Genomic DNA, 21,229 nt, shown 5'->3' with positions numbered 1-21,229 from the left:
GGAAAAGAACCTACTTTAGGGCTGACATTGATCAGTGAAAGCCAGCCGGGGGCACCTGTTCCCGAGTGACGGTTTGAGAACGGAGCCTAGTGGACACTGGCTGGATGGCCGATCACGCGGTCAGCTCTTGGACCCACGCCCAGAACATCCCCGCGCCATACAGCCCCAGCCCGAACACCGAATGCGCCATCAGGCTGCGCAGCCGGGCCACATTCGGCTTGGGCATCTTGCTCGCCGCGATTCCGGCGCCCATGCCCGGTTGCATCAGCAGGAACGGTGCAGCCACCGTCACCACGCCGATGATCAGGGCCGGTGCCAGGGTCGGTTGTCGCGCCCACTCCAGGCCGCAGATCAGCAGCAACAGGGCGGCAAAGCCGACGCCGATCAGGTAGTGCGCCAGCCAGCCCAGCGCATGCTCCCCGGGTACCGCGGCGGCTTGGGCGATGCTTGGATGCACGAAGCGCCCGCGAGGAAAATGCCCTATCCAGCGGCCGACCATGGCCCAGTTGGCACCAGGAATGTTCAGCCCCCGCGCCAGAAGCAGCGTCCAAAGATCAAGGATCAAGGTAGCGCCTATGCCCAACAGCAACGCCTGTGAAATCAACGCGACGAACTCATGCATTAAGGACTCCTTGAAGTGCGACGGGCTGTGCTTCAGCCTTGTGCATGGGTGTGATAGGTTTTCATTCAATTAAGTGATTGAATGATCAATAAAACAGCAGGAGCTGTCAATGAGCGATTCGATTTCCCCCCAGCAGCCCCTGGCCGAGATGGCTGAGCTGGCACGTATTCTCGGCCACCACCATCGCCTGATCCTGCTGGAGCACATCGCCCGCGACGAGCAGCCGGTGGAGCGCCTGGTGGAAGCCTCGGGGCTCTCGGTGGCTAACACTTCGCAACACCTGCAGCAGCTGAGGCGAGGCGGGTTCGTACAGACCCGGCGTGATGGCAAACGGGTGCTCTACAGCCTGAGCCCGGGGCCGCTGGTGAGCCTGCTGGACGCCTTGCGTCAGTACGTCGATTACAACCATGGGCAGATTCGCCAACTGCTGGCCGACAGCGAGCAACAGCCGATGCGACTGGAGGGCATATCCCGTGAGGAACTGCGTCAACGCTTGCAGGAAGGCGGCATGACCCTGCTGGACGTACGTTCGCCGGAGGAGTTCGCTCAAGGGCATTTGCCTGGGGCAATCAACATCCCGATGGCGGACCTGGAACAGCGTCTGGCCGAACTGTCCACCGATCAAGAGCTGGTGGCCTACTGCCGTGGTCCGTACTGCGTGCTGTCACAGAATGCCGCAGCCCTGCTACGGGCCAAGGGCTTCAAGGTGCGACGCCTTGATGAGGGGTTCAGCGATTGGCAAGCGGTCGGATTGGAGGTGGAAACCAGTGAGTAAAAGTGTCACGTAGGCGGGCATACAGGACATTGCCTAGGGCGCCATGATCCATATCAACAGGGCTTTCAGAAAAATCCGATACAAGGGCACCAGGCTCGGACTCACGAGGTATCGAGCCCCTGACCTGCACCGTGAAGGTCGGGATAACCAATAAAAACCTTTGTGGATATCGGCCGAGGGGACCACCCCAGGCGGATTTTAAAGGAATAACCTGATGGCTTTTTCTCTGTCGCGCCTGTGCCTGCTAGGCGCTGCGTTGCTCTGCGTACCCCCTCTGCAAGCCAGTGAGCCGACCCCGGCAACGGCGGTTACCCCATCCGACTCCGAGCTGATCCAGCGTGGCCTGTACGTGGCCCAGCTGGGTGACTGCATCGCCTGCCACACCGCCAAGGGCGGGGCCACCATGGCCGGTGGCCTGGAGCTGAAGACGCCCATGGGCACCATCTACTCCAGCAACATCACCCCGGATAAAAACACCGGTATCGGCCGCTACAGTTTTGAAGAGTTCGATCGCGCCATGCGCGAAGGCGTCACCCCTGACGGCAGCCATCTTTACCCGGCCATGCCCTATCCGTCCTACGCCAAGATGACCGAAGAGGACATGCGCGCTCTCTACGCCTACCTGATGCACGGCGTGGAACCGGTGGCCCAGGGCAACCTGGAAGCCGACATGGGCTTCCCCTTCAACCAGCGCTGGGGCCTGTGGTTCTGGAACCTGGCCTTCGTCGACAAGCAGCCGTTCAAGCCCGATCCAGCCAAGGACGAGCAGCTCAATCGCGGCGCCTACCTGGTCCAGGGGTTGGGTCACTGCGGTTCCTGCCATACGCCACGGGGCATTGCCTTCCAGGAGAAGGCCATGAGCGACACCGAGTCCGGCGGCCAGCACTACCTGGCCGGCGAGACGGTGGAAGAGTGGCGGGCCCTGAGCCTGCGCAACCTGTGGACCGTGGAAGACACGGTGCAACTGCTCAAGACCGGGCAGAACCGCTTCGCCACGGTGTCCGGCAACATGGCCGACGTGATCCACCACAGCACCCAGCACTTCACCGACGCCGACCTGACCGCCATCGCCGCGTACCTCAAGTCCCTGCCGGCCGGCAAGGATGACCTGCCCATGCCTTCGGTGGCCCTGACCCCGGCGGCCCCGCCGAACAACCTGTTCACCTCCCGTGGCGGCCTGGGTTACGCGCAATTCTGTTCCGACTGCCACCGCCAGGACGGCGCCGGCGTGCCGCAGATGTTCCCGTCCCTGGCGGGCAACCCCAGCGTCGCTTCGGCCAACCCGACCTCCCTGCTGCACATCACCCTGACCGGCTGGCAGACCGCGCAGACCGCGGCTCATCCGCGGGTCTACACCATGCCTGGTTTTGCTCAGCTGGCGGACGGCGAGATCGCCGAGATCCTCAGTTTTATCCGCAGCAGTTGGGGCAACAACGGTTCGGCCATCAGCGCCGAGCAAGTGAAAAAGATGCGTGCGCAACTGAGCCCGCAAGTGGAAAGCACCCTGTTCGAAACCCCGCGCCTGGCCAACCTGCTGGCGGCGCCGAATGCCGAGCAAGTGGTGCGTGGCATGCGCCTGCACCTGGAAACCAAAGCCCTGTTGCCGGACAACGTCGGCAACTCGCTGAACTGCACCAGTTGCCACCTCAACGCCGGCACCGTGGCTGACGGTTCTCCCTTTGTCGGTGTCTCGGCGTTCTTCCCCGGCTACGCGCCGCGGGCGGGCAAGACCATCACCCTGGAAGAGCGCATCAACGGCTGCTTCCGCCGTTCCATGCATGGCAAGCCGCTGCCGGTGAACGGCGCCGACATGCAAGCCATGGTGGCCTACTTCGAGTGGATGAAGATGAACACTCGTCCCGAAGACAAGGTGGCCGGACGCGGCGTGGGCAAGATCGACCCGGCCCTCAAGCCTAACGCCGACAATGGCAAGCAGGTCTATGCCAAGCAATGCGCGGTGTGCCACGGCGCGGATGGCGAAGGCCTGAAACGGGCCGACGGCAGCCTGATCTTCCCGCCGTTGTGGGGCGATCAATCCTTCAACATCGGCGCCGGCATGGCCCGCACCTACACCGCAGCGGCCTTCGTCAAACGCAACATGCCGATTGGCTTCCACGAGAAATTCCCCCTGGGCCAGGGCGGCCTCTCGGATCAGGAAGCCCTGGACGTGGCCGAGTACTTCTCCCACCAACCGCGGCCGGACTTCCCGGACAAGGTCAAGGACTGGCCCAACGGTGGCCGTCCGGTGGACGCTCGTTACTGAGGGCTTGACCCTGTAGCCGCCGCCTTGAGCTGCGGCTACAGGCCCCGCAGAAAAATCTGCCGATGCTCCCTGGCGCCGAGGTAAGATCGCCATCCTTTGCCTCAGCCTTCGCTGGCGGTCCCATCAAGGATGAATCATGCGGCTGCATTCGATCCTGTTGCTGAGCCTGTCACTGGGGCTCGGCGGCTGTACCTTTGTCTCCACCCTCAAGGCCACCACCGTGAGCTACCGGGTGCCGGCCGATGCCGGTGACACCGCGCTGATCCGCATCGTCGCCCAGGGGCTGGTGCGTGGCGTGCCTTACAGCGATTGCATCGACTGGCGCAAACCGAGCTCCGGGCTGATGGTTCGCCCCCATCGTGGTATTGCCCATCCCAACTTCCGCAACCTGGGCATCCCCATGACGGCCGCCACCGACCGCATGCGCCGTCAGGAAGGCTTTGGCGCCAACGAGCTGAAGATCCCGGCCAATCGTCCGTTCGCCTTCATGTTCTACAACACCGAGCCCGGGATGGATAAGGACTACCGCTTTGTCTGCGAACAAAGCGTGACCTTCGTTCCCGAGGCCGGTGCGACCTATCAGATGGTCTTTCTCCAGGACCAGATGTGCACAGCGATGCTGCGCAAGATCGACGATCAGGGCGAAATGCTGCCGGAACGGGTGGCGCTGCGGCCTACCGATTACTGCAGCGCTGATGCGCGTTAGGGCTCGAACCTAGGGCGCATAGTGCTTGCAGATTTCCTCCCAGATATAGGCCCCGCGAAAGCGGATCCAACGGATGAACAAGCGCACGCGAAACGCCTGCCAGCGGTTGCTGCGCCGAAGCGCCAGGCCTGCCTCGATCTCCTCCAGCAAGGGCTCGCGAGCAAAGCCCATCCAGATTTCCGGGATCACTGCCATCAGGTTGATGTAGCACACCGGCGCCACCTCTTCGTAGAGAATGCGCTCCACCTCGGCCCGGTCATAGGCCTGGGTTTCGCGGGCGATGTAGGCGTAGTCCACCTCGTTATCGACAAAGGCGTCCGATAACACGTAGCGAATATCGTCCCGCTGCTTCGGGGTGATGTCTGATGACACGCGGTGCTCCTTCCTTGGGCTTTCGGGGATCTGCCTGGCGCGCTGGCGGATTCTATCTCGGCGCAATCATTCGCGTCGGCGCCGCGCCATTGGCATTGTGCTGGAGGATGGTCACCGGCTGGCCCTGCTGATTGAAAAACACCTGGCCGATCCCCGACGAATTCCACAGTCGCTCCCCGGCTTCGGCATGCTCGGGCACGTGGGGTATCACCTTCATCCGCCGGCGCTTGGTGAACCAGTTCAACGGCGAGCGCGGCGAGTAGAGCCAGCGGTTGAGGCGGTCGAACCATTCCAGCAGGGTGTCGGGGAATTCGTTCTTGATGCCGCTGCTGGTGATCTGCCAGATGCGCGGGCCGCCCTGGCGGTGACGGATCAGCACTTCGTAGACGAAGGAGTAATGCACATCGCCGGAGAGAATCACGTAGCTGCCCGGGGTTCGCGAGTGGCGGAAGATGTTCAGGATCACCTGGGCCGAACCGCGATGGGCCATCCAGTTTTCCGCGTCCACCAGCAGCGGGTAACCGCACCAGCTGAAGACTTTCTGCACCGTCTCGATCAGCTTGACGCCGAAGATCGGCGCCGGTGAAACGATGATCGCCGAGGGGTGATCCAGCAGTTCGTGTTGCAGTTCGCACAGGGCCTCCCAGTCCAGCAGGCCCGAGGGCTGGCCCAGGTTGGACTCGCTGCGCCAGCGCCGGGTGCGGGTGTCCAGCACCACCAGGGCAGGGGTACTGGGCAAGACGTACTGCCACTGTGCAAAGCGCAGCAACTGGTCGATCAAATCGTCCTGGGCCTGACGTTGCAACAGGTGTTTCGGGCCTTGTGGCGTGGCGCTCAAGGCGCGGGTGTGGTCCAGCAGTTGGGTGAAGGCGTCCGGGTTGTTGCCCCAGCCCTGGCACAGCATGTAAGCCAGCAGCGCGTTGCCGATGATGCGTTTGGAGAAGGGATGACCGTAGGCGGTTTCTTCCCACTGGGCGCTGAGGTTCCAGTCGTCGGTGATGTCGTGGTCGTCGAAGATCATCAGGCACGACAGGTGGGCGAAGACCCGCGCGGCACCCTTCAGCCCCTGGACAAAATCATCGATGCGCTGCTGTTCCCGGGTGTAGCGCGTTTGCTGTTCCGGCGTCAGTTGCGGTGGCTGTGGCGCGATCAGGGTCCAGGGCACCGGTGACCACACCAGCAGGTACATGGCCAGCACCTCGGCGAAGGTCACCAGGTGGTTGTCGGCATTGCTGCTGGTGAAGATCGGCTTTTTCACCCCGCCGAAAAACCGCTCGCGCAGGGTTTCATTGCTCTTCAGCGCCGGGAGCAATTCGGCCCGCTGGTAGTAGCTGGCGCCATGGCGGTACAGCGCCTGGCTGTCGGCCACCACCGCGCCCTCCAACTCTTCATCGAACAGCCCGAGGCGCTCGATCAGGGCGTGAACCGCCCGCAACATGGGCCCGGCCACATCGTCGGCGTACACCTGATCGCCGCTCATCATCAACAAGGCGGGGCGCTGTGCGGGCTCGGGCTGTTGCGCCAGCAGGCGGTCGACGCAGAGCAGGCCATCAGTGGACGGGTGATGGGGCTTGCGGCAGGAGCCGTGGAGCAGGTTGTCGATGCGGCTGTGGAGCACGAACTCCGGAGTCCTGGCATCGCCATACAGCAGGTGCGGCGCCCAGTCGGCAATGGATCGGGCGCCGTCCTCGGCGTCGTTGATCAAGAGGTCATAGGCAATCGTCACGTCCTGGGGCAGGGCGTCGTCCAGGGGCACATCGATCAGATGGATAAAGGCCTGGCGCCCGACGGGGATGACCTGGCATTGCTGCTGATCGAGGGGCCGTTCCAGGGCCGGGCCGCCCGCGGGTTGCAGGCGCAGGGTCAGCGGCAACGCCCTTGAACCCACCAGCCACAGCACCAGCCGCGTTGGCTCCAGGCGGCGCAGCAGCGGGCCGGCAAGAACGGGGGGCAGGGCAGGGGCGGGCTTAGTCAGTGGCATCTGCTGCGGGGTCTCTAGCGGTAGCAAAGGGGGCGCAATGGTAGCGCAGCCGATGTCGAAGAAACGTCGGCTGCGGGCGCCGGGTCAAGGCTTTTGTATCCGATTATTTATGGGCGCTGGCCAGCATCACACCGAATCCGAGAAAGGTCATCCCCGACAGTTTGCCGACGATCCTGGCCCCTCGGCTACTGGACAGCCAGCCCCTGGCGCCGTTGGCCATCAGCGCGTAACCGCTGTGCAGCGCAATCACCAACAGGCTGTAGGACGCCACCAGCACAAAGAACTGGCTGTAGTAATCGCCTTGCGGCTGGATGAACTGCGGGAACACCGCGAGAAAGAAAAAACCGGCCTTGGGGTTGAGCAGTTGGATCGACAGGGCCTCGACAAAGCGCCGTCCGGGGCGGCTTTTAGTGTCCTGGAGTGGCGGAATGAAACTCTGCGTGCGCCACATCTTCACCCCCAGATACAGCAAGTACAGGGCGCCGATGTACTTGAGCAGGGTAAAGGCGGTGGTTGAGGCCGCCAGGACCAGACCCAGGCTGCTGGCGGAGATCCCCGCCACTACAAAGGCGCCCAGGGCGATACCGAAAATGCCCGGCAGTGCCCCGCTCCAGCCGTGGCGCAGGGCGTTGGACAGGGTCAGCACCACCCCGGGGCCGGGGCTGAGAATGGTCAGGGTGGCCAGCAGTAAAAACAGTCCATAACTTGCCATGGAACACTCCAGAAATGAGCCATTGAAGGGGCGCAGCCTGCTCCGCGGTTGGCGGCCTGACAAACGCTTTAATTGCACGGCTGATGTGCCTAAATCAGATCCATGCACAGGCTCTACAAAGCGTCTCAGGCGCCGCTGGCCCGGGCGGGCACCTGGGTCCGATTAGTCACCGCGTCCTGTTGAATCTGCGCCAGCATCCACTCGATAAACACCTGGGCTTCGGGGGCGGCATCGGCGGCGAGCGCGTAGTAATAGCGGGTCAGCGGCTGGTGCAGTTCCGGCAACGGGCAGACCAGCCGGCCGCTGCTCAGATCCTTGGCCAGCAACGAGGCCGGGCACAGCGCCAGCCCCAGTCCGTCGACACAGGCCTGGAGCACGAAGTGCAGATGGTCGAAATGCAAGGTCGGTGGCTGGCGCAGTGGCTTCAGACCGCAGTGTTCCAGCCATTTTTGCCAGTCGTTGGCGCGGGTACGACTGACCAGCAGGGTATGGCGTCCCAGATCCTTGGGGCTGTTCAGCGCTGCGCTTTGCAACAGCGAGGGCGCGGCCACCACCAGGATTTCATCCTCCAGCAAGCGCTGAGGCTGCAGCGATGGCGCCCAGCCCGAACGCCCGCGACGAATCACCAGATCGAAGGTTTCCTTGGCCGGGTCGGGGAGCAGGGTGCTGGTCACCACTTCCGGCTGGATCTGCGGGTACAGCGCCATGAACTGCGGCAAGCGCGGAATCAGCCAGCGCACCGCGAAGGACGGCCGCACATTGACAGTCACCTTGCGCAGGGCCGCGCCGCGGCGCAGTGACACCGCGGCCGCGGCGATCTGAGTCAAGGCCACGCTGACCTGTTCATAGAAGGCTTGCCCGGCGGGGGTCAGCACCGACTGGCGAATGCGCCGTTCGAACAGCAACACACCCAGGTGCTCTTCCAGCAGTTTGATATGGCGGCTTACCGCGCTGTGGCTCACGTGCAGTTCTTCAGCAGCGCGGCTGAAACTTTCGTGGCGAGCGGCGGTGGCAAAGGCGCGGACGGCGTTCAAGGGGGGAAGGTCAGTGATCATGTGTCTAATTTAGTCACCTATGCGGCGCAATAAAAGCGTTTGTCAGTGCCACATCGTTAACGTCCATCGCGAGCAAGCTCGCTCCTACATCCAGACGTGCCGCTGCGCGAAGCCCTGGAGCAGGTGTCGCAATTGCTGTTCCACGCCAAGCATCTGGCTCGGGACGCGGCGCTGGAGCGGGACGACCGCTATGCCTGGGCCGCTCATTACTTCAGCGAGATGGGCAAGGCGATTGTCGATGATTTGTGCCTGGGGAGCTGGCCGGCTGCCGGGGAAGGGCAGCGCGCGGATTGAGGTGAAGCTTTAAAGGTCTGTGTAGGCGCAGGGAGCCCGGAGGTGAGTTGCTCCCCGCCTGCGATTCTCTCAGGCCGAGGCCTTGTGCTCTTCGCCGCGTTCAATGCTCTGCGGCTGGCCTTGTTCGATCACCCAGCGCAACAGCTCGGTCACCGACACCCGGTGCTTGCGTTCCACCCATTCCATGCCTTCGGGGCTGTAGTGCTCGCTGTAGCGGGTCAGCACCAGGTAGTGCTGGTCGTCGGACAGGCGCAGGCTGACTTCGCGGCAATGCAGGCTGGCGTCGGCGAGTTTGGTCACCCGTTGCAGCAGCATCAGGGCGTGTTGATCGGAGGTCGGCAGGGGCAGATCCTGCGCGACGAGAGGGGCCGGGGCGGGGTTGATCAGGCGCATGGTCAGGGTTCTCCAGCAAGGGGAAGCCGATGCTGGCAGGCAAACCTTGCGCAAAGATGTCTGCTTTATTGCGCCGCTGAAGGTTTGTTACTGCGTTGAAATATATGACGCCGGGCGGCGAATGGTTTTAGATAACCGCTTACTCCGACTTGAAGTGATGTCCGCTGGTGAGCCGTCTCTTGATCGTGGACGACGACATTGAAGTCCTCGCGCTGCTGAAGAAATTCTTTGTCCAACAGGGCTATCAGGTGGCCGTGGCCACCGATGGTGTGTCGCTGTGGGCGGCGCTGGAGCGCGAGGTGCCGGACCTGATCATCCTCGATCTGATGCTCCCCGGCGACAACGGCCTGACCCTGTGCCAGCGGCTGCGCCAGCAGCACGCCACGCCGGTGATCATGCTCACCGCCATGGGCGAGTTGAGCGACCGGGTGGTGGGCCTGGAGATGGGCGCCGACGATTACCTGAGCAAGCCTTTCGATGCCCGTGAGCTGCTGGCCCGGGTGCGTGCGGTGCTGCGCCGGGCTGGGGAGAGCCGGCCGGTGAGCGGCGAGGTGCCGCGGCCCTTGATCAAGTTCGCCGACTGGCAACTGGACCTGACCCGCCGCGAGCTGCGCTCGCCGGACCAGGTGATGATTCCGTTGTCGGCGGGGGAATTCGACCTGCTGCTGGTGTTTGTCGAGCACCCGCAGCGCATCCTCACCCGCGAGCAGTTGCTGGACCTGGCCCGGGGCCAGGCCCATGACGCCTTCGATCGCAGCATCGATGTGCAGGTCAGCCGTCTGCGGCGCAAGCTGGAGTTCGACACCAAGCGCCCGGCGATGATTCGCACCGTGCGCAACGGCGGTTACCTGTTCACCCCCAGCGTGACCCGCCAGTGAAGCTGATCAAGCCCCTGTGGCGCTATCGACTGCGCGACACCGTGGCGCGCTGGATTGCCCTGACCATCATCATGGCCATGCTCACCGCCCTGGCGTTCAATGCGCTGTTCGTGCAGTTGGCCGGGGTCTGGGCCTATCCACCGCTGGCGGAAACCGGGTTGCTGGAAAAGTCCGCGGCCATCGTGCGCATGATCGAAGCCTCGGAACCGGGCCAGCGCCCGCAACTGGCGGCGGCGGTCAGCAATGACCACCTGAGTATTCGCTGGCAGCCGACGCGCCAGGGCTTTGCCCTGCCTGAGCTGGACGACCCGGAGTATCGGGTCGGCTCGGAAGGTATCCGCGCCATGCTGCAACCGCCCCAGCGACATATCGAGGCCTACCAGCCCAGTGACTGGCCGGGCCCGGATGGGCGTTACGCGTTGCTGGTGCAACTGACTGATCAGAGTTGGGTGATGTTTTCCTCAGCGTCGCGCAGTTGGGGCCTGGAGGAGGGCACGCGCAACCTGATCGTGATCGCCCTGGTGCTGATCTCCACTGGCCTTGTGGCCTTGATCGCCACGCGCCGGCTGGCCAAGCCGCTGCAGCAGTTCGCCCAGGGTGCGCGGCGCTTTGCCGTGGACTTTCGCGCGCCGCCCATCGATCCGGTGGGCCCTCACGAAATCCGCCAGGCCATCCTCGCCTTCAACGCCATGCAGGCGCAGTTGCAGCACTTCATCAAGGACCGCACGCAGATGCTCGCGGCTATTTCCCATGACCTGCGCACACCGCTGACCCGCATGCGCCTGCGCGGCGAGTTCATCGAAGATGCCGATCAGCAGCAGCGCCTGTTTCGTGATGTGGACGAAATGCAGGCCATGATCAATTCGGCCCTGGAGTTCTTTCGCGACGATGCGCGTCTGGAACAGGCCACCCATTTCGATCTGGCCGAGCTGCTGCAGACCCTGGTGGACGACTATCGCGACCAGTCCATGGAGATCCTTTTCAGCGGGCCGCCGCGCCTGGTGTATTGCGGCCGGCCCCTGGGGCTCAAGCGGGTGATGACCAACCTGCTGGATAACGCGATCAAGTACGGGGGCGAGCCGGCCATCGTGCTGGAGCAGGGCGCCGATCAATTGCGGGTGCGGGTGCTGGACCGTGGCCCGGGAATTGCGCCCGAGGCGCTGGAGCAGGTATTTGCGCCGTTCTACCGGCTGGAGAGTTCGCGCAACAAGAGCACCGGTGGTGTGGGCCTGGGGCTGTCGGCGGCGCGGGCCATCGTTCGCGAGCATGGCGGCGAGTTGCGCCTGTTCAATCGTGAAGGCGGTGGGTTGGAAGCGCGGGTGGAATTGCCGCTGTAGCCGCTGCCGCAGGCTGCGACAAGGCCCGGAAGGGCCTTGCGAAGTCCTTCGAGCGCCCAGGCCGGCCGATCCCGGCCTGGGAACACTGAATCCGTTGCGGCTCAGGACCAGTCGAAGCAGAACAGCACCAGGCCTTCCACCGGCTCGTAGAACATCACGATCAGGTCGGCGCCGCTGATGCCATAGTGGTAAGCCGGAGCCCCGAGTACGTGCTGGAAGCGCCGACCCGCGGGACTCAGGGGCCAGACGTCGATGTCGCCGCTGTCATCGGTGGCCTCGACGATATCCATGGGGAACTCCACGGTTTCCACCCAATTGCCGTAACCCTCGGCGACACCGCCGATCTCATCGATAAAGGTCAGGCGCTGCTCGTCATCTTCCGGCCAGGTCAGGTAGCCCAATTGCTGGTAGCGCTGGCGCGCGGTCTGGTAGGCGGCATGCTGCTCGGCGTAATGGCGTTGCAGCTCGCTGCGCAAGTTACGCTGTGGTTCGGGCAACTGGGCGTTGTCCGGGTGCAGAAAGAAGTAGCGCGGGTCACCGCACAGGCGGTAGCGACCGTGCTCGATCTTGAAGCCGATCCAGTTGGTTTTCAGCAGCTCGCTGCCAAAGCCGCAGTGTTCCGTCAACTCGCCCACCAACCCCTCGTGAGGTTCGATGGGGCTTAACAGGTGCAGGCGCCCGGACCATTCGGGGTTGATCAGGCTGGCGTCTATGGACAGCAGCGGCAGCAGGTGCTCGGCCAGCTCTTGCTGGTCGGCGACGAACAGCTCACGGGCGTCGGGGTAGGCGACGGCGCCGGCAGGCAGTTGAGTGAGTTCCGGGGTCTGGATGGTAGGCATGCAACGGGTCCTTGATGGGGCACAGGTCAGGTGCGCGCGGTGGCGCGATTCAGGCGTGGCAATTGCGAAAGCTGCCGGGGGTGACGCCGACGACTTTCTTGAAGGCCCGGGTCATGTGGCTTTGATCGAAGAAGCCACAGTGAAAAGAGGCCTCGGTGATACTCGCGCCGCTGCGCAACAGGTGCTGGACCCGGGCGATGCGGCGTTGAATCTGATAGCTGTGGGGCGAGATGCCCAGGCTGTTCTTGAACACCCGGATCATGTACAGCGGCTCCAGGTTCACCAGGGCCGCCAGTTCTTCCAGGCGGATACTCTGTTCGAAGTCGTCGTCCAGGCGCTGTCTGATGCGTTTCACCGCCTCGCGCTCCTGGCGATAAGTCGCTGGCTGGCGCACGCCGTTTCTCTGGAATAACTGCGCCAGCAGTTCCAGCAGAATGCTTTCGCGTTCAAGGCTGGAGTCGGCTTGTTCGATCCGTTGGTGTTGTCGCAGGAACCAGCGGGCGAAGGCCGGATCTTCGCTCAGCACTTCGCGAAACAGGTGAATGTGATCCGCTGCGAAGCGCTGACCGAGAATGGCCCGGTTCAGCCACTGCGGGTCTATGTACAGCATGCGATAGACCCAGCCCTGGTCGCAGGCCTGGACCCCGTCGTGGATTTCGCCGGGGCTGATGGTGACCACGCAGCCCTGGGTCGCCAGGTGGTGGCTGCCGCGATAGAAGAGTTTTTCCACGCCGCCGCTGATGACGCCTACGGCATAGCGGTCATGGCTGTGACGGCCAAACGACTGCCTGCTGTAGCGGGCTGCCAGCAGCTCGCAGTCACCTTCCGGAATGCGCCAGAAGCGGGAGAAATCCCCTGGCGGTGGTGGGGGTTGGTTCTGGTGGGCATCCATTCCATGTCCAGTTTTGTGCAATACGCGGTGATTGCCGGCCGATAAATTTAGCACTCCTTGAACCCTGCGAGCTAGACGCGATGAGTGCGATGAAACTGGTGATCGGCGACTACAAGAAGTCCTCCTGGTCATTGCGGGCCTGGTTGGTCCTGGTCACTGCGGATGTGCCTTTTGAGGTCATCCAGATCAAGTTGGAGGCGCCGCAGACTGGCGAGCGAATCCTTGCCTATTCCGCTTCGGGCAAGGTGCCGGTGCTGTTGCAGGACGACCTGTCGATCAACGACAGCCTGGCGATCTGTGAATACGTTGCGGAACACTGGCCCCAGGCCCAACTATGGCCCGCGGATGCCGGGCTCAAGGCGCTGGCCCGCGCGGCGTGCGCCGAAATGCACGCCGGCTTCACCGAGTTGCGTACCCAACTGCCGTTCGGGCTCAACCGCGGCGAGCCAGCCCAGGTGTTAAGCCAGGCAGCCGAGGCCGAGATCCAACGGGTGTTTTCGATCTGGCGCCAGTTGCGGGCCAGGAGCCAATCCGAGGCGTTCCTGTGCGGAACCTTTGGGGTGGTGGATGCCATGTTCGCGCCGGTGCTGTTGCGCTTCATGCGCTATGGCATCGCCATTCCGGGGGATCTGAAACCCTACGCCGATGCGGTGTTGCTGCACCCTCCGGTGTTGCTGTGGCTGAAACTGGCGATGCAGGAAACTTGAATGTCCAGCGTGCAGGGCAACTACAAGGTCAATCACGGTGGGGGAATCTATGTCGAGCAATAGAGCGGTAGTGGAACTGACTCTGGGGGGCTGATGCTCAGCCTGTCGGCCCTGGCGGTGGCCTTTGCCCACATCGGCGCGGGCGGGGCGGGGTTCTACCGCATGCTGTTCGCCTCGATCCTGTTTTTCCTGTTGCTCAAGGTGCGCCGCATCCCGGTGTTGCTCAAGAGTGCCAAGGCACGGTCTTACACGGCCCTGGCCGGGGTGTTCCTGGCCATCGACCTGGTGCTCTGGCACCAGAGCATTTACATCGTCGGCCCGGGTATCGGCTCGATCCTGACCAACTGCCAGGTGTTCTTCATGACCCTGCTGGGCCTTTATCTGCTCAAGGAGAAGCCTTCGCTCTACTTCCTGATCTCCATCACCCTGGCGTTTGTTGGACTGTATCTGTTGTTGCTGCCGGAAATGAGCAGTGCTCTGGGTATCAAGGGTGTGGTGTATGGCGTGCTCTCGGGCCTGGCTTACGCCGTCTGCGTGTATTTCCTCAAGGTCAACACGCAGTTGCCTGACGGCGGTGGCGACAAGATCGCACAGATGCTCAACCTGAGCCTGTGGGCCGCGCTGGTGCTGCTGGCCTACGCCCTGGCCATGGGGGAAAGCCTGGCCATTGTCGACGGACAGACGTTAGTGATGCTGATCATCTATGGGGTGATGGTGCAGTTCGTGGGCTGGCTATTGGTCAACCGCTCCATCGGCGCCATCAGCCTCGGACTGGCGGGATTGATCCTGTTGCTGGAGCCGGTGATCACCTACTTCGTCGACGTGGCGTTTCTCGGCAAGGCCAGTTCGGCGCTGCAGATCGCTGGCGCGTTGCTGACGATCTTTGCCGTGTACATCGGGTCGATCAAACCTCCGGTAAAGGTGACGCCGGTGACCGAGGCCGCTTGAGGCCCCGATCTGATTCAGCGTGGTGCTGAACTTTGACTGCGCCCAGACCCGCCTGTCTGTGCGCAGTTTTTTTGCCTGGCAGTCAGGCCGACAGGGCCAGTTTTGTAGCGCCGGCATCTGCAGTCGCCTGGACCTGGGTGCGCTCATCTTCTTCCAGCCCCCGGGAGGCGCGGCCCACCAGCAGTGGGTCCGGGGCGTGGGCGACTTTCAGGTCCTTGCCCGGGTAGTCCAGCTCATGCAGGAAATGGCGGATGCAGTTGATCCGCGCGCGTTTCTTGTCGTCGGACTTGATCACCGTCCACGGTGCATCGGCGGTGTCGGTGTGGAAGAACATCGCCTGCTTGGCGGCGGTGTATTCGTCCCACTTGTCCAGGGACTTGATGTCGATGGGGGAGAGCTTCCAGTGCTTGAGCGGGTCGTCCCGGCGTGAGATGAAGCGCCGCAACTGTTCTTCGCGGTTCACCGAGAACCAGAACTTGAACATCAGGATGCCGCTGTTGCACAGCATGCGTTCCAGCTCCGGGGTCTGGCGCATGAACTCCAGGTATTGCAGGGGCGAGCAGAACTCCATCACGCGTTCGACCCCGGCGCGGTTGTACCAGGAGCGGTCGAAGAAGACCATTTCCCCGGCGGTGGGCAAATGCTGGATGTAGCGCTGGAAGTACCACTGGCCCTTTTCCTGTTCCGAGGGCTTTTCCAGGGCCACGATCCGCGCGCCACGGGGGTTGAGGTGTTCCATGAAGCGCTTGATGGTGCCGCCTTTACCGGCCGCATCACGGCCTTCGAACAGCACCACGATGCGCTGCCCGGTTTCCTTGACCCAGCTCTGCACCTTGAGCAGCTCGATCTGCAGCTCGTTCTTGGCCTTTTCGTACTCGGCGCGGCGCATGCGGTTGCGATACGGATAGTTGCCCGGCAGCGCAGCGGACACGCTGTCTTCATTGGAGCCGCGAGGCGCGCTGGCCACTTGCAGGGCCATGGGCTTCTGGCTGATGGCGTTGATTTCGGCTTCGGCGGCTTTCACCGGGGCGGTCTTGGTTGTGCGTGGGCGGCGAGGGCGCGGCGTAGCCGCTTTGCGTGGAGCAGCCTTGGTGCTGGCAGGGCTGGTTGTGGCCGGAGCGTTTTGCGCTGGGGCGGGAGGCACGGGCAGGGCGGTGGATTCTTCACTCATGGGAGGGGGGCCTGTAGTTGCGTTCAATGTCCTCCGGTCATTTTTAGGGCTGGGCAGTTGGCGGCCGTTGATCTCGATCAAGTTTGTAATAAGGAAAAGTCGGTAATCAGTTGAGATTTTTTCGGCGGCTCATTCGGGAGCTATCTGACCTGGGGCGCTGGCCATAACGGCTGACGATGGCGCCGCAGGATCTTGGTGCGCGCAGCGGTGAAAGGACGGCGGATATCAATCCGCCTCCTGTCGTTTTCAGTGAACCAGAGCCGGTCGCCGGTCCGCGGGATCGCGCTGGCCGGGCTTGGAGGCTGCCGAGGTGGCGGCACTGTGTCGGGTTTGCAGGGCGCCGAACGAGGTGATGTAACCGGCAATGGCGCTGGCGACCACGGTCGGCGGGCTGGCCAGCCAGACCTGACCTGGACCGGAGCGCCCCGGAAAATTCCGGTTGATGGCGCTGACGGTGACCTGCTCCTGGTGGGTCGATGAACCAGGGCCGCAGTTGGCGCAGGCGCCGCAGGCCGGCTGCAGCAGTTGCGCGCCAAAGGTTTCGAAGGCCGGCAGGTAACCCTGCTCCTCGCAGTAGTCGCGAACATCCACGGTGCCGAACTGCAAATAGAGTTTGACCTCGGGATGCAGCCGCAGGTCGTTTTCCAGCGCCCAGTTGATCACCTCGAAATAATGATCGAAGTCATCGCGCTTGCCGGCGGTGCAGGAACCGCCATAGGCGATATCGACCCTGACCCGCTTGGTCAGGTCGGTGAGGCGCTGTCCGTTGCCGGGGTCGCCCGGAGCGGCAATCATCGGCAGGATCTGATCGCAGTCGAGGACGATCGTGTCGGCGTACTTCGCCTCGGGGTCGCTGGTCATCCAGGGTTCGAGCACGAAGTCGAGCTGGCGTCGCTCCTTGAGAAAACGAACGGTCTCCTGATCGGGCACGACGATCCCGCTGAAACCACCCAGCTCCGCAGTCATGTTGGTGAGGGTGGTGCGTTCGTCGGTGGACAGGAACGCCAGGGCCGGGCCACCGAATTCGAAGATCTTGCCGACGCCGTGGCCGGCTTTGATCCGGCTATCGGCCAGCAGGGCCAGCACCAGGTCCTTGGCGGTCACGTCGGTGGACAAGCGGCCGACCAGGGAAATGCGCAGCACCTGTGGATACACGGTCCTGACCGAGCCGGTCATGAAGGCGTTGGCCATGTCGGTGGTGCCCACGCCAAACGCCAGGCAGCCGAGTGCGCCGCTGTGGGGGGTATGGGAGTCGGTGCCGACCACGACTTGTCCGGGCAGGGCATAGTGCTCGGCCATCATCGCGTGGGAGATGCCCTCGCTGCCTTCCGCCGGCAGATAGCCGTGGGCGCTGAGTCGATGCTTGGCGACGAAGTCCCGATGGGCTTGAGACAAACCATCGAGTTCGCCCACCAGGCTCTGTTGCAGGTGCGCCGGGCTGCGGTGTTTGTAGGACAAGTGGTCCTCAAACGCCAGGATCGATTCCGGTTGGTACACAGAGAAGCGTTCGCCGAAGGCATCGTGGAGCAAATGGGCGCAAAGCCCGGTGTAGTACTCGTGGATAAAGCGCCAGTCGGCCTTCAGCAGAATGCCGGCGCCCTGCTCGACGCGTTCGGCGCCGGGGGCCTTGAGCAAATGCCGATGAATGATCTTCTCGGCAAAAGTCAGGGGCCCGCTGGGCTGCTGCGGCGATGCTTCTGCGGGCTGGTCCGGCTGCTGACGCAAATGCTCGCGCCCGTAGTTGAGCAGCCCGCCGCTGCGCAGAATGGCCGTGGACAGCGCATCCCTGTTGCCGATCAGCTCCTCCAGCGCCAGCTCCTCGCCAGCCTGCAAGCGCGGCACCAAGGACAAGTCGGTGGAGGTCAGCAGCCCGATGTTGTCGGCGTTCTGTCGGTAGATGCGCTCGAAGCTTTCGGCGATGACCAGGCGTATGCCGGCTTTTTTCTCCGCCAGCGGGCTGTGCTCGCGGGAAGAACCTTTGCCGTAGCGGGTGCCCGCCACGCTCACTGTAAAGCCTCCGGAGGCGACATCGTCCTTGCCGATAGGCAGCACCGGGCCCGTCTTGAGGCCGACATAGGGGTATGAACCCAGCCGCTGGTCAAAGAAAGCCAGCACCGGAATCGGCGTTATTTCATCCGTTGAAATGTCATCGCGCAGGGGCTGTGCCTCCTCGAGGGTCAGTGTTTGCCCCCCCAACTGCCGTGACACTTTCAAAGGATCGCTGCTTAGAAAAAGCAGCTTTGCGTCAAGCTTGAAACCCATGATTTACCCCAAAAGAAATGGCCGACGGTTTCAGATCAAGTGCCGACCGTCATAGACGCTGTTGTCGTAGGCGGCATGCTTGGCGGCCTCGGCGGCTGGCGCTGGTTTCGCGGTCACGGCGCCTCCCCAGGTGGCATAGATCAACGCGCCCTTGGAGGACTTCCAGGCGTGGGTGCTGCCTGGCGGGTAAATCACCAGGTCGCCCTTGAGGTAAATCCCGTTTTCATCCTCAAAGTCACCGTCGAGGATCAGAAAGGTTTCATGGCCGTGGTGGTGGTGAGATTGGGCGCTGGCGCCGGCTTCGCAACGGATCAGGGCAATGCGCTGGGCACTCTCCTGGCACTCGAACAGCGTGTGAATGCTGGCGCCGCTGCGACCCAGTTGTTGATGAGTCGACCATTGGATCGAATCCGGCTCGCTGGATACATTCAGCAGATTGAAAACTGTCGGGTTCATGGATGTGCGCCTGTTATAGAGAGGAGGTGATGAAGCTGAAGGTCGAGCTGATGTTCGCTGTGCGGGAGATTCTTTCTATCGCCGCCAGGTGACGCTCCTGGGTCACCGCCGCGCAGGCATCTTCGAGAACGGTGATCTTGAAGTCCCTGTCATGCCCGTCGAGGGTGGTGGCGAGGATGACGTGTTCGGTCGACACCCCCGTCAGTACCAACTCTTCAATGCCTTGGGTGCGGAGTATCAATTCCAGGTTGGTTTGATAGAACGGGCTGACCCGGCTCTTGGCGATCACGATTTCGTCCTCGCGGGGGCGCAGGTCGTCGTGCACCTGGGTCGACCAGGTCTGCAACTTCAAGACGCCATGCTCCTTGGCGGGAGCGAAGACTCGGGAGTGCGGGGGGAAACCTTCATAGTGGGTGTTGAAACCGACGACGATAAAGATGATCGGCAGGTGATTGCTGCGGGCGTAGTTCAGGGCCGACGCGGCCTTTTCCAGCACCCGACGTTCCTGGGTCTGTTGGTAATAGCCTTCACGGGCATAAACCCCTTCGGGATGGACAATTTCATTGATGAAGTCCATGACCAGCAGTGCTTTGTTTGCAGACATCATTCATTCCTTTAAATGAGGGGGGCGATCAGGCCACTTCAGTGATTGCCACAGGCGCTTGGGCGTAGGCCAACTGCAGTGCATCGGACGCCACGTAGTGGGCATCCTGGGCAAAGTCGGTCCAGAAGCCCGGGCGGCTACTGCCGGCCTGCATGAACCAGCGGGTGTGCTCGGAAGGCAGGCCCAGGACGTAGAGCCCCTTGATGGGCTGGCCCGCGCGGTCGATCGGGTGATAAGGACCGGGGGTGACGGCCACGCCGCCGGTGACGAAGGCCTCGTCGATTCCCTGGTTGATGTAGTTGGTCCAGTACCCGCGCCGCACCAGGTTTCTGGTCAGCGGTGACGGGTCTCGAAGCAAGTCCGGCGAAGGGATTCGGCCGTCGATGACCACATCGATCAATTGCCTGGAGTGACGGACCCGAGGGGATTCGATGCTGAACTTGCGGTGCTGGGTATCGATGCCATAGACCGTTTCAGGTCCCACCAGCGTCAGTACCCCCGCAGCGATCAGGGCGCGGATTTGCTCGGTGCGGTAAAGGGGCGGCCCCGCGGTGAGAAACAGGCTGGTAGGGGCGTAGTACTGCAGGAAATCTTCTTGATGCGAGCGGGGAGTCAGCCGGCCGAAATCCACCACGCTCCTGATCAGGGCGCGGGTGTCGCGAATGGTATCCAGGGCGGCTTTCATCGGGTTGTCGACGTTGCCCTCGCGGGCGCTGCACAAGTCGTCTTCCAGCACCCGATCAAGGGCTAGGGCAAAGTCTGCCGGGCTGTGGAACTCTTGGGCGCGGAACGGCCTGGCCAGTCGGTCCAGTTCCAGGACCGGAAGGTCGCTCACGCCGAAATCGGCAGCCGCGGCGACCAGGGCTGGCAACGAGAACAGTTGCTGTTGCGCCACGCGATGCTTGAACTGCTGTTCGGCTGCCTGCCCCGCCTGGGCCCGTATGGCGGTGGCGAAGTAGACGATGTTGATTTCCACCAGCAACAGCGGGAGCACTTCGGCAGCGAACTCGATGTGACCGCGTTTTTGCAGCGCGTCGATCTTGTCGCGGGTGATGCACAGCGGTTGGTACTGAAAGTTCGGGCCTTTCTGGTTGCGGCCCCTGGCGGGGATCAGCATGCCGCTGCGGGAGCCGGCGAACAGCTTGGGTTCACGGTGCGACGGGATGTAGGTGGTGACACCGTCGACAACGCTGAAGCGGCCTCCACGACCGACCGTCAGGGCGGCGACGATGTCGTGGAACGCCAGGCCCAGGCCGACGATCCCCACCTGCTGCTCAGACTGGATTCGCGACAGCGGCATGTCGGCTGCGGAGTCGCCGCGAAAGAACTCCAGCCCGGTCGTCTGCTGGGCGAACTGTTGCAGCTCCCTTTCCCAGCCGATCAACTCGGGGGTTGGGTGCCCGGTGGCGATGACCACCTTGTCGACCTGGAGAAAAGCGCCGTTATCCAGCTCCAGGGTTTGGACGTTTTCCTCGTTGAGCAGATCGACGACCACCGCCGGTACGCGCTGCAGCGAAATGTTCGGCGTGAAGCTGGCCTCGATGGTCGACAGGACGAATTGCATGTACTCGCCATGTACCGCGCGCGGCGCATAGGCATTGGGCCCCGGGTAGGCCGGGTCCACGGAGCTCCACCACTGTGCCAGCGACGGCCCGGCGCCCGGCCTGATCGGGCCGTCGTCCAAGGGCCCGGAGAAGGACGAAACCTCCTCGGCGACGGTATTCATCACGTAGTGGCGTGGTTGATCGGTGCGCCAAACCCGGCCGGAGCCCATTTGCGCGCTGTCGATCAGATAGACCATGACTTGTTTGAGCGGGGCGTCCATGAGCATGAGCGCGGCCAGGCGCTCCAGCACAGACAGACCACGGGGGCCGCTGCCGATGATAGCGATACGGTGTGCAGGCGACGAAGGCGTGATGTGTCGCAGAGACATACTGACTCCTGTTTGTATGTGATGACGGT

Annotated in this window: 20 protein-coding genes and 1 pseudogene; 8 read left to right on the top strand and 13 right to left on the bottom strand. The window is 63.0% G+C overall.

Annotated elements, in window-relative coordinates; genetic code table 11:
* Positions 1-112: 112 nt before the first annotated feature.
* Positions 113-622 carry a DUF2938 domain-containing protein gene (locus LOY69_RS24300; RefSeq protein ID WP_102880839.1) on the bottom strand — a complete coding sequence of 170 codons (510 nt, stop codon included), beginning with the start codon at positions 620-622 and terminating at the stop codon, positions 113-115.
* 109 nt (positions 623-731) lie between these two features.
* On the opposite strand from LOY69_RS24300, the gene LOY69_RS24295 reads away from it, so the two are divergent.
* The 3 genes from LOY69_RS24295 (at position 732) to LOY69_RS24285 (ending at position 4,366) form a co-directional block, all read left to right on the top strand.
* On the top strand, positions 732-1,397 hold the full coding sequence (locus LOY69_RS24295) for an ArsR/SmtB family transcription factor (RefSeq protein WP_102880838.1): 666 nt from the start codon (positions 732-734) through the stop codon (positions 1,395-1,397).
* A 214-nt stretch (positions 1,398-1,611) separates the two neighbouring features.
* Positions 1,612-3,660 carry a c-type cytochrome gene (locus LOY69_RS24290; RefSeq protein WP_265073706.1) on the top strand — a complete coding sequence of 683 codons (2,049 nt, stop codon included), beginning with the start codon at positions 1,612-1,614 and terminating at the stop codon, positions 3,658-3,660.
* A gap of 136 nt (positions 3,661-3,796) precedes the next feature.
* Positions 3,797-4,366, top strand: a complete 570-nt coding sequence (locus LOY69_RS24285) for a hypothetical protein (RefSeq protein WP_213665906.1) — start codon at positions 3,797-3,799, stop codon at positions 4,364-4,366.
* Between the two features lie 9 nt (positions 4,367-4,375).
* Here LOY69_RS24285 and LOY69_RS24280 read toward each other — a convergent pair whose 3' ends face one another.
* The 4 genes from LOY69_RS24280 to gcvA form a co-directional block, all read right to left on the bottom strand.
* Positions 4,376-4,804 carry a hypothetical protein gene (locus LOY69_RS24280; protein ID WP_413787133.1) on the bottom strand — a complete coding sequence of 143 codons (429 nt, stop codon included), beginning with the start codon at positions 4,802-4,804 and terminating at the stop codon, positions 4,376-4,378.
* A complete protein-coding gene (locus LOY69_RS24275; protein WP_265073704.1) occupies positions 4,791-6,719 on the bottom strand; it encodes an alkaline phosphatase D family protein in 1,929 nt (642 codons plus the stop codon). Before LOY69_RS24275 ends, LOY69_RS24280 begins: the two co-directional genes overlap by 14 nt.
* A gap of 103 nt (positions 6,720-6,822) precedes the next feature.
* Positions 6,823-7,431, bottom strand: a complete 609-nt coding sequence (locus LOY69_RS24270; RefSeq protein WP_102880834.1) for a LysE family translocator — start codon at positions 7,429-7,431, stop codon at positions 6,823-6,825.
* Between the two features lie 125 nt (positions 7,432-7,556).
* Complete coding sequence (gene gcvA / locus LOY69_RS24265; RefSeq protein WP_265073703.1) at positions 7,557-8,486, bottom strand: transcriptional regulator GcvA; 930 nt, start codon at positions 8,484-8,486, stop codon at positions 7,557-7,559.
* Positions 8,487-8,582: 96 nt separating this feature from the next.
* On the opposite strand from gcvA, the gene LOY69_RS24260 reads away from it, so the two are divergent.
* Positions 8,583-8,780: a DUF3077 domain-containing protein gene (locus tag LOY69_RS24260; RefSeq protein WP_265073702.1), complete on the top strand. Its 198-nt coding sequence runs from the start codon at positions 8,583-8,585 to the stop codon at positions 8,778-8,780.
* A gap of 69 nt (positions 8,781-8,849) precedes the next feature.
* On the opposite strand, the gene LOY69_RS24255 is transcribed toward LOY69_RS24260, so the two are convergent.
* Complete coding sequence (locus LOY69_RS24255; protein ID WP_016968355.1) at positions 8,850-9,173, bottom strand: hypothetical protein; 324 nt, start codon at positions 9,171-9,173, stop codon at positions 8,850-8,852.
* A 167-nt stretch (positions 9,174-9,340) separates the two neighbouring features.
* Here LOY69_RS24255 and LOY69_RS24250 point away from each other — a divergent pair, with 167 nt between their 5' ends.
* A complete protein-coding gene (locus LOY69_RS24250; RefSeq protein WP_265073701.1) occupies positions 9,341-10,051 on the top strand; it encodes a response regulator in 711 nt (236 codons plus the stop codon).
* On the top strand, positions 10,048-11,388 hold the full coding sequence (locus LOY69_RS24245; protein WP_265073700.1) for a sensor histidine kinase: 1,341 nt from the start codon (positions 10,048-10,050) through the stop codon (positions 11,386-11,388). Before LOY69_RS24250 ends, LOY69_RS24245 begins: the two co-directional genes overlap by 4 nt.
* Before the next feature lie 101 nt (positions 11,389-11,489).
* Here the strand turns inward: LOY69_RS24245 and LOY69_RS24240 are convergent, their stop codons facing one another.
* Positions 11,490-12,227, bottom strand: a complete 738-nt coding sequence (locus tag LOY69_RS24240; protein ID WP_265073699.1) for a hypothetical protein — start codon at positions 12,225-12,227, stop codon at positions 11,490-11,492.
* A 49-nt stretch (positions 12,228-12,276) separates the two neighbouring features.
* A complete protein-coding gene (locus LOY69_RS24235; RefSeq protein ID WP_265073698.1) occupies positions 12,277-13,119 on the bottom strand; it encodes an AraC family transcriptional regulator in 843 nt (280 codons plus the stop codon).
* 80 nt (positions 13,120-13,199) lie between these two features.
* Between LOY69_RS24235 and LOY69_RS24230 the strand changes: the two genes are divergently transcribed.
* Both LOY69_RS24230 and LOY69_RS24225 read left to right on the top strand, forming a co-directional pair.
* Positions 13,200-13,826 (top strand): glutathione S-transferase family protein, encoded by a 627-nt coding sequence (locus LOY69_RS24230; RefSeq protein ID WP_170001461.1) that lies wholly within the window; start codon positions 13,200-13,202, stop codon positions 13,824-13,826.
* A 49-nt stretch (positions 13,827-13,875) separates the two neighbouring features.
* A pseudogene (locus tag LOY69_RS24225) lies at positions 13,876-14,774 on the top strand (DMT family transporter).
* Positions 14,775-14,856: 82 nt separating this feature from the next.
* Here the strand turns inward: LOY69_RS24225 and ppk2 are convergent.
* From ppk2 to LOY69_RS24200, 5 genes are all read right to left on the bottom strand, one after another.
* Entirely contained in the window at positions 14,857-15,753 is an 897-nt protein-coding gene (gene ppk2, locus LOY69_RS24220) for a polyphosphate kinase 2 (RefSeq protein ID WP_265074922.1), read from the bottom strand.
* Between the two features lie 438 nt (positions 15,754-16,191).
* Entirely contained in the window at positions 16,192-18,153 is a 1,962-nt protein-coding gene (locus LOY69_RS24215; protein ID WP_265074921.1) for an aconitase family protein, read from the bottom strand.
* 84 nt (positions 18,154-18,237) lie between these two features.
* A complete protein-coding gene (locus tag LOY69_RS24210) occupies positions 18,238-18,663 on the bottom strand; it encodes a cupin domain-containing protein (RefSeq protein ID WP_102860381.1) in 426 nt (141 codons plus the stop codon).
* A 13-nt stretch (positions 18,664-18,676) separates the two neighbouring features.
* Positions 18,677-19,267, bottom strand: a complete 591-nt coding sequence (locus LOY69_RS24205) for a cysteine hydrolase family protein (protein WP_181430852.1) — start codon at positions 19,265-19,267, stop codon at positions 18,677-18,679.
* Positions 19,268-19,295: 28 nt separating this feature from the next.
* Positions 19,296-21,200 carry an FAD/NAD(P)-binding protein gene (locus LOY69_RS24200; protein ID WP_253084919.1) on the bottom strand — a complete coding sequence of 635 codons (1,905 nt, stop codon included), beginning with the start codon at positions 21,198-21,200 and terminating at the stop codon, positions 19,296-19,298.
* Between the last annotated feature and the right edge of the window lie 29 nt (positions 21,201-21,229).

Origin of the sequence: Pseudomonas sp. B21-059 (assembly GCF_026016285.1) — a bacterium.
GTDB classification, from domain to species: Bacteria; Pseudomonadota; Gammaproteobacteria; order Pseudomonadales; family Pseudomonadaceae; genus Aquipseudomonas; species Aquipseudomonas danubii.
The sequence above is the reverse complement of the archived record's forward strand: the minus strand, read 5'-3'. Positions and strand labels throughout refer to the sequence as shown.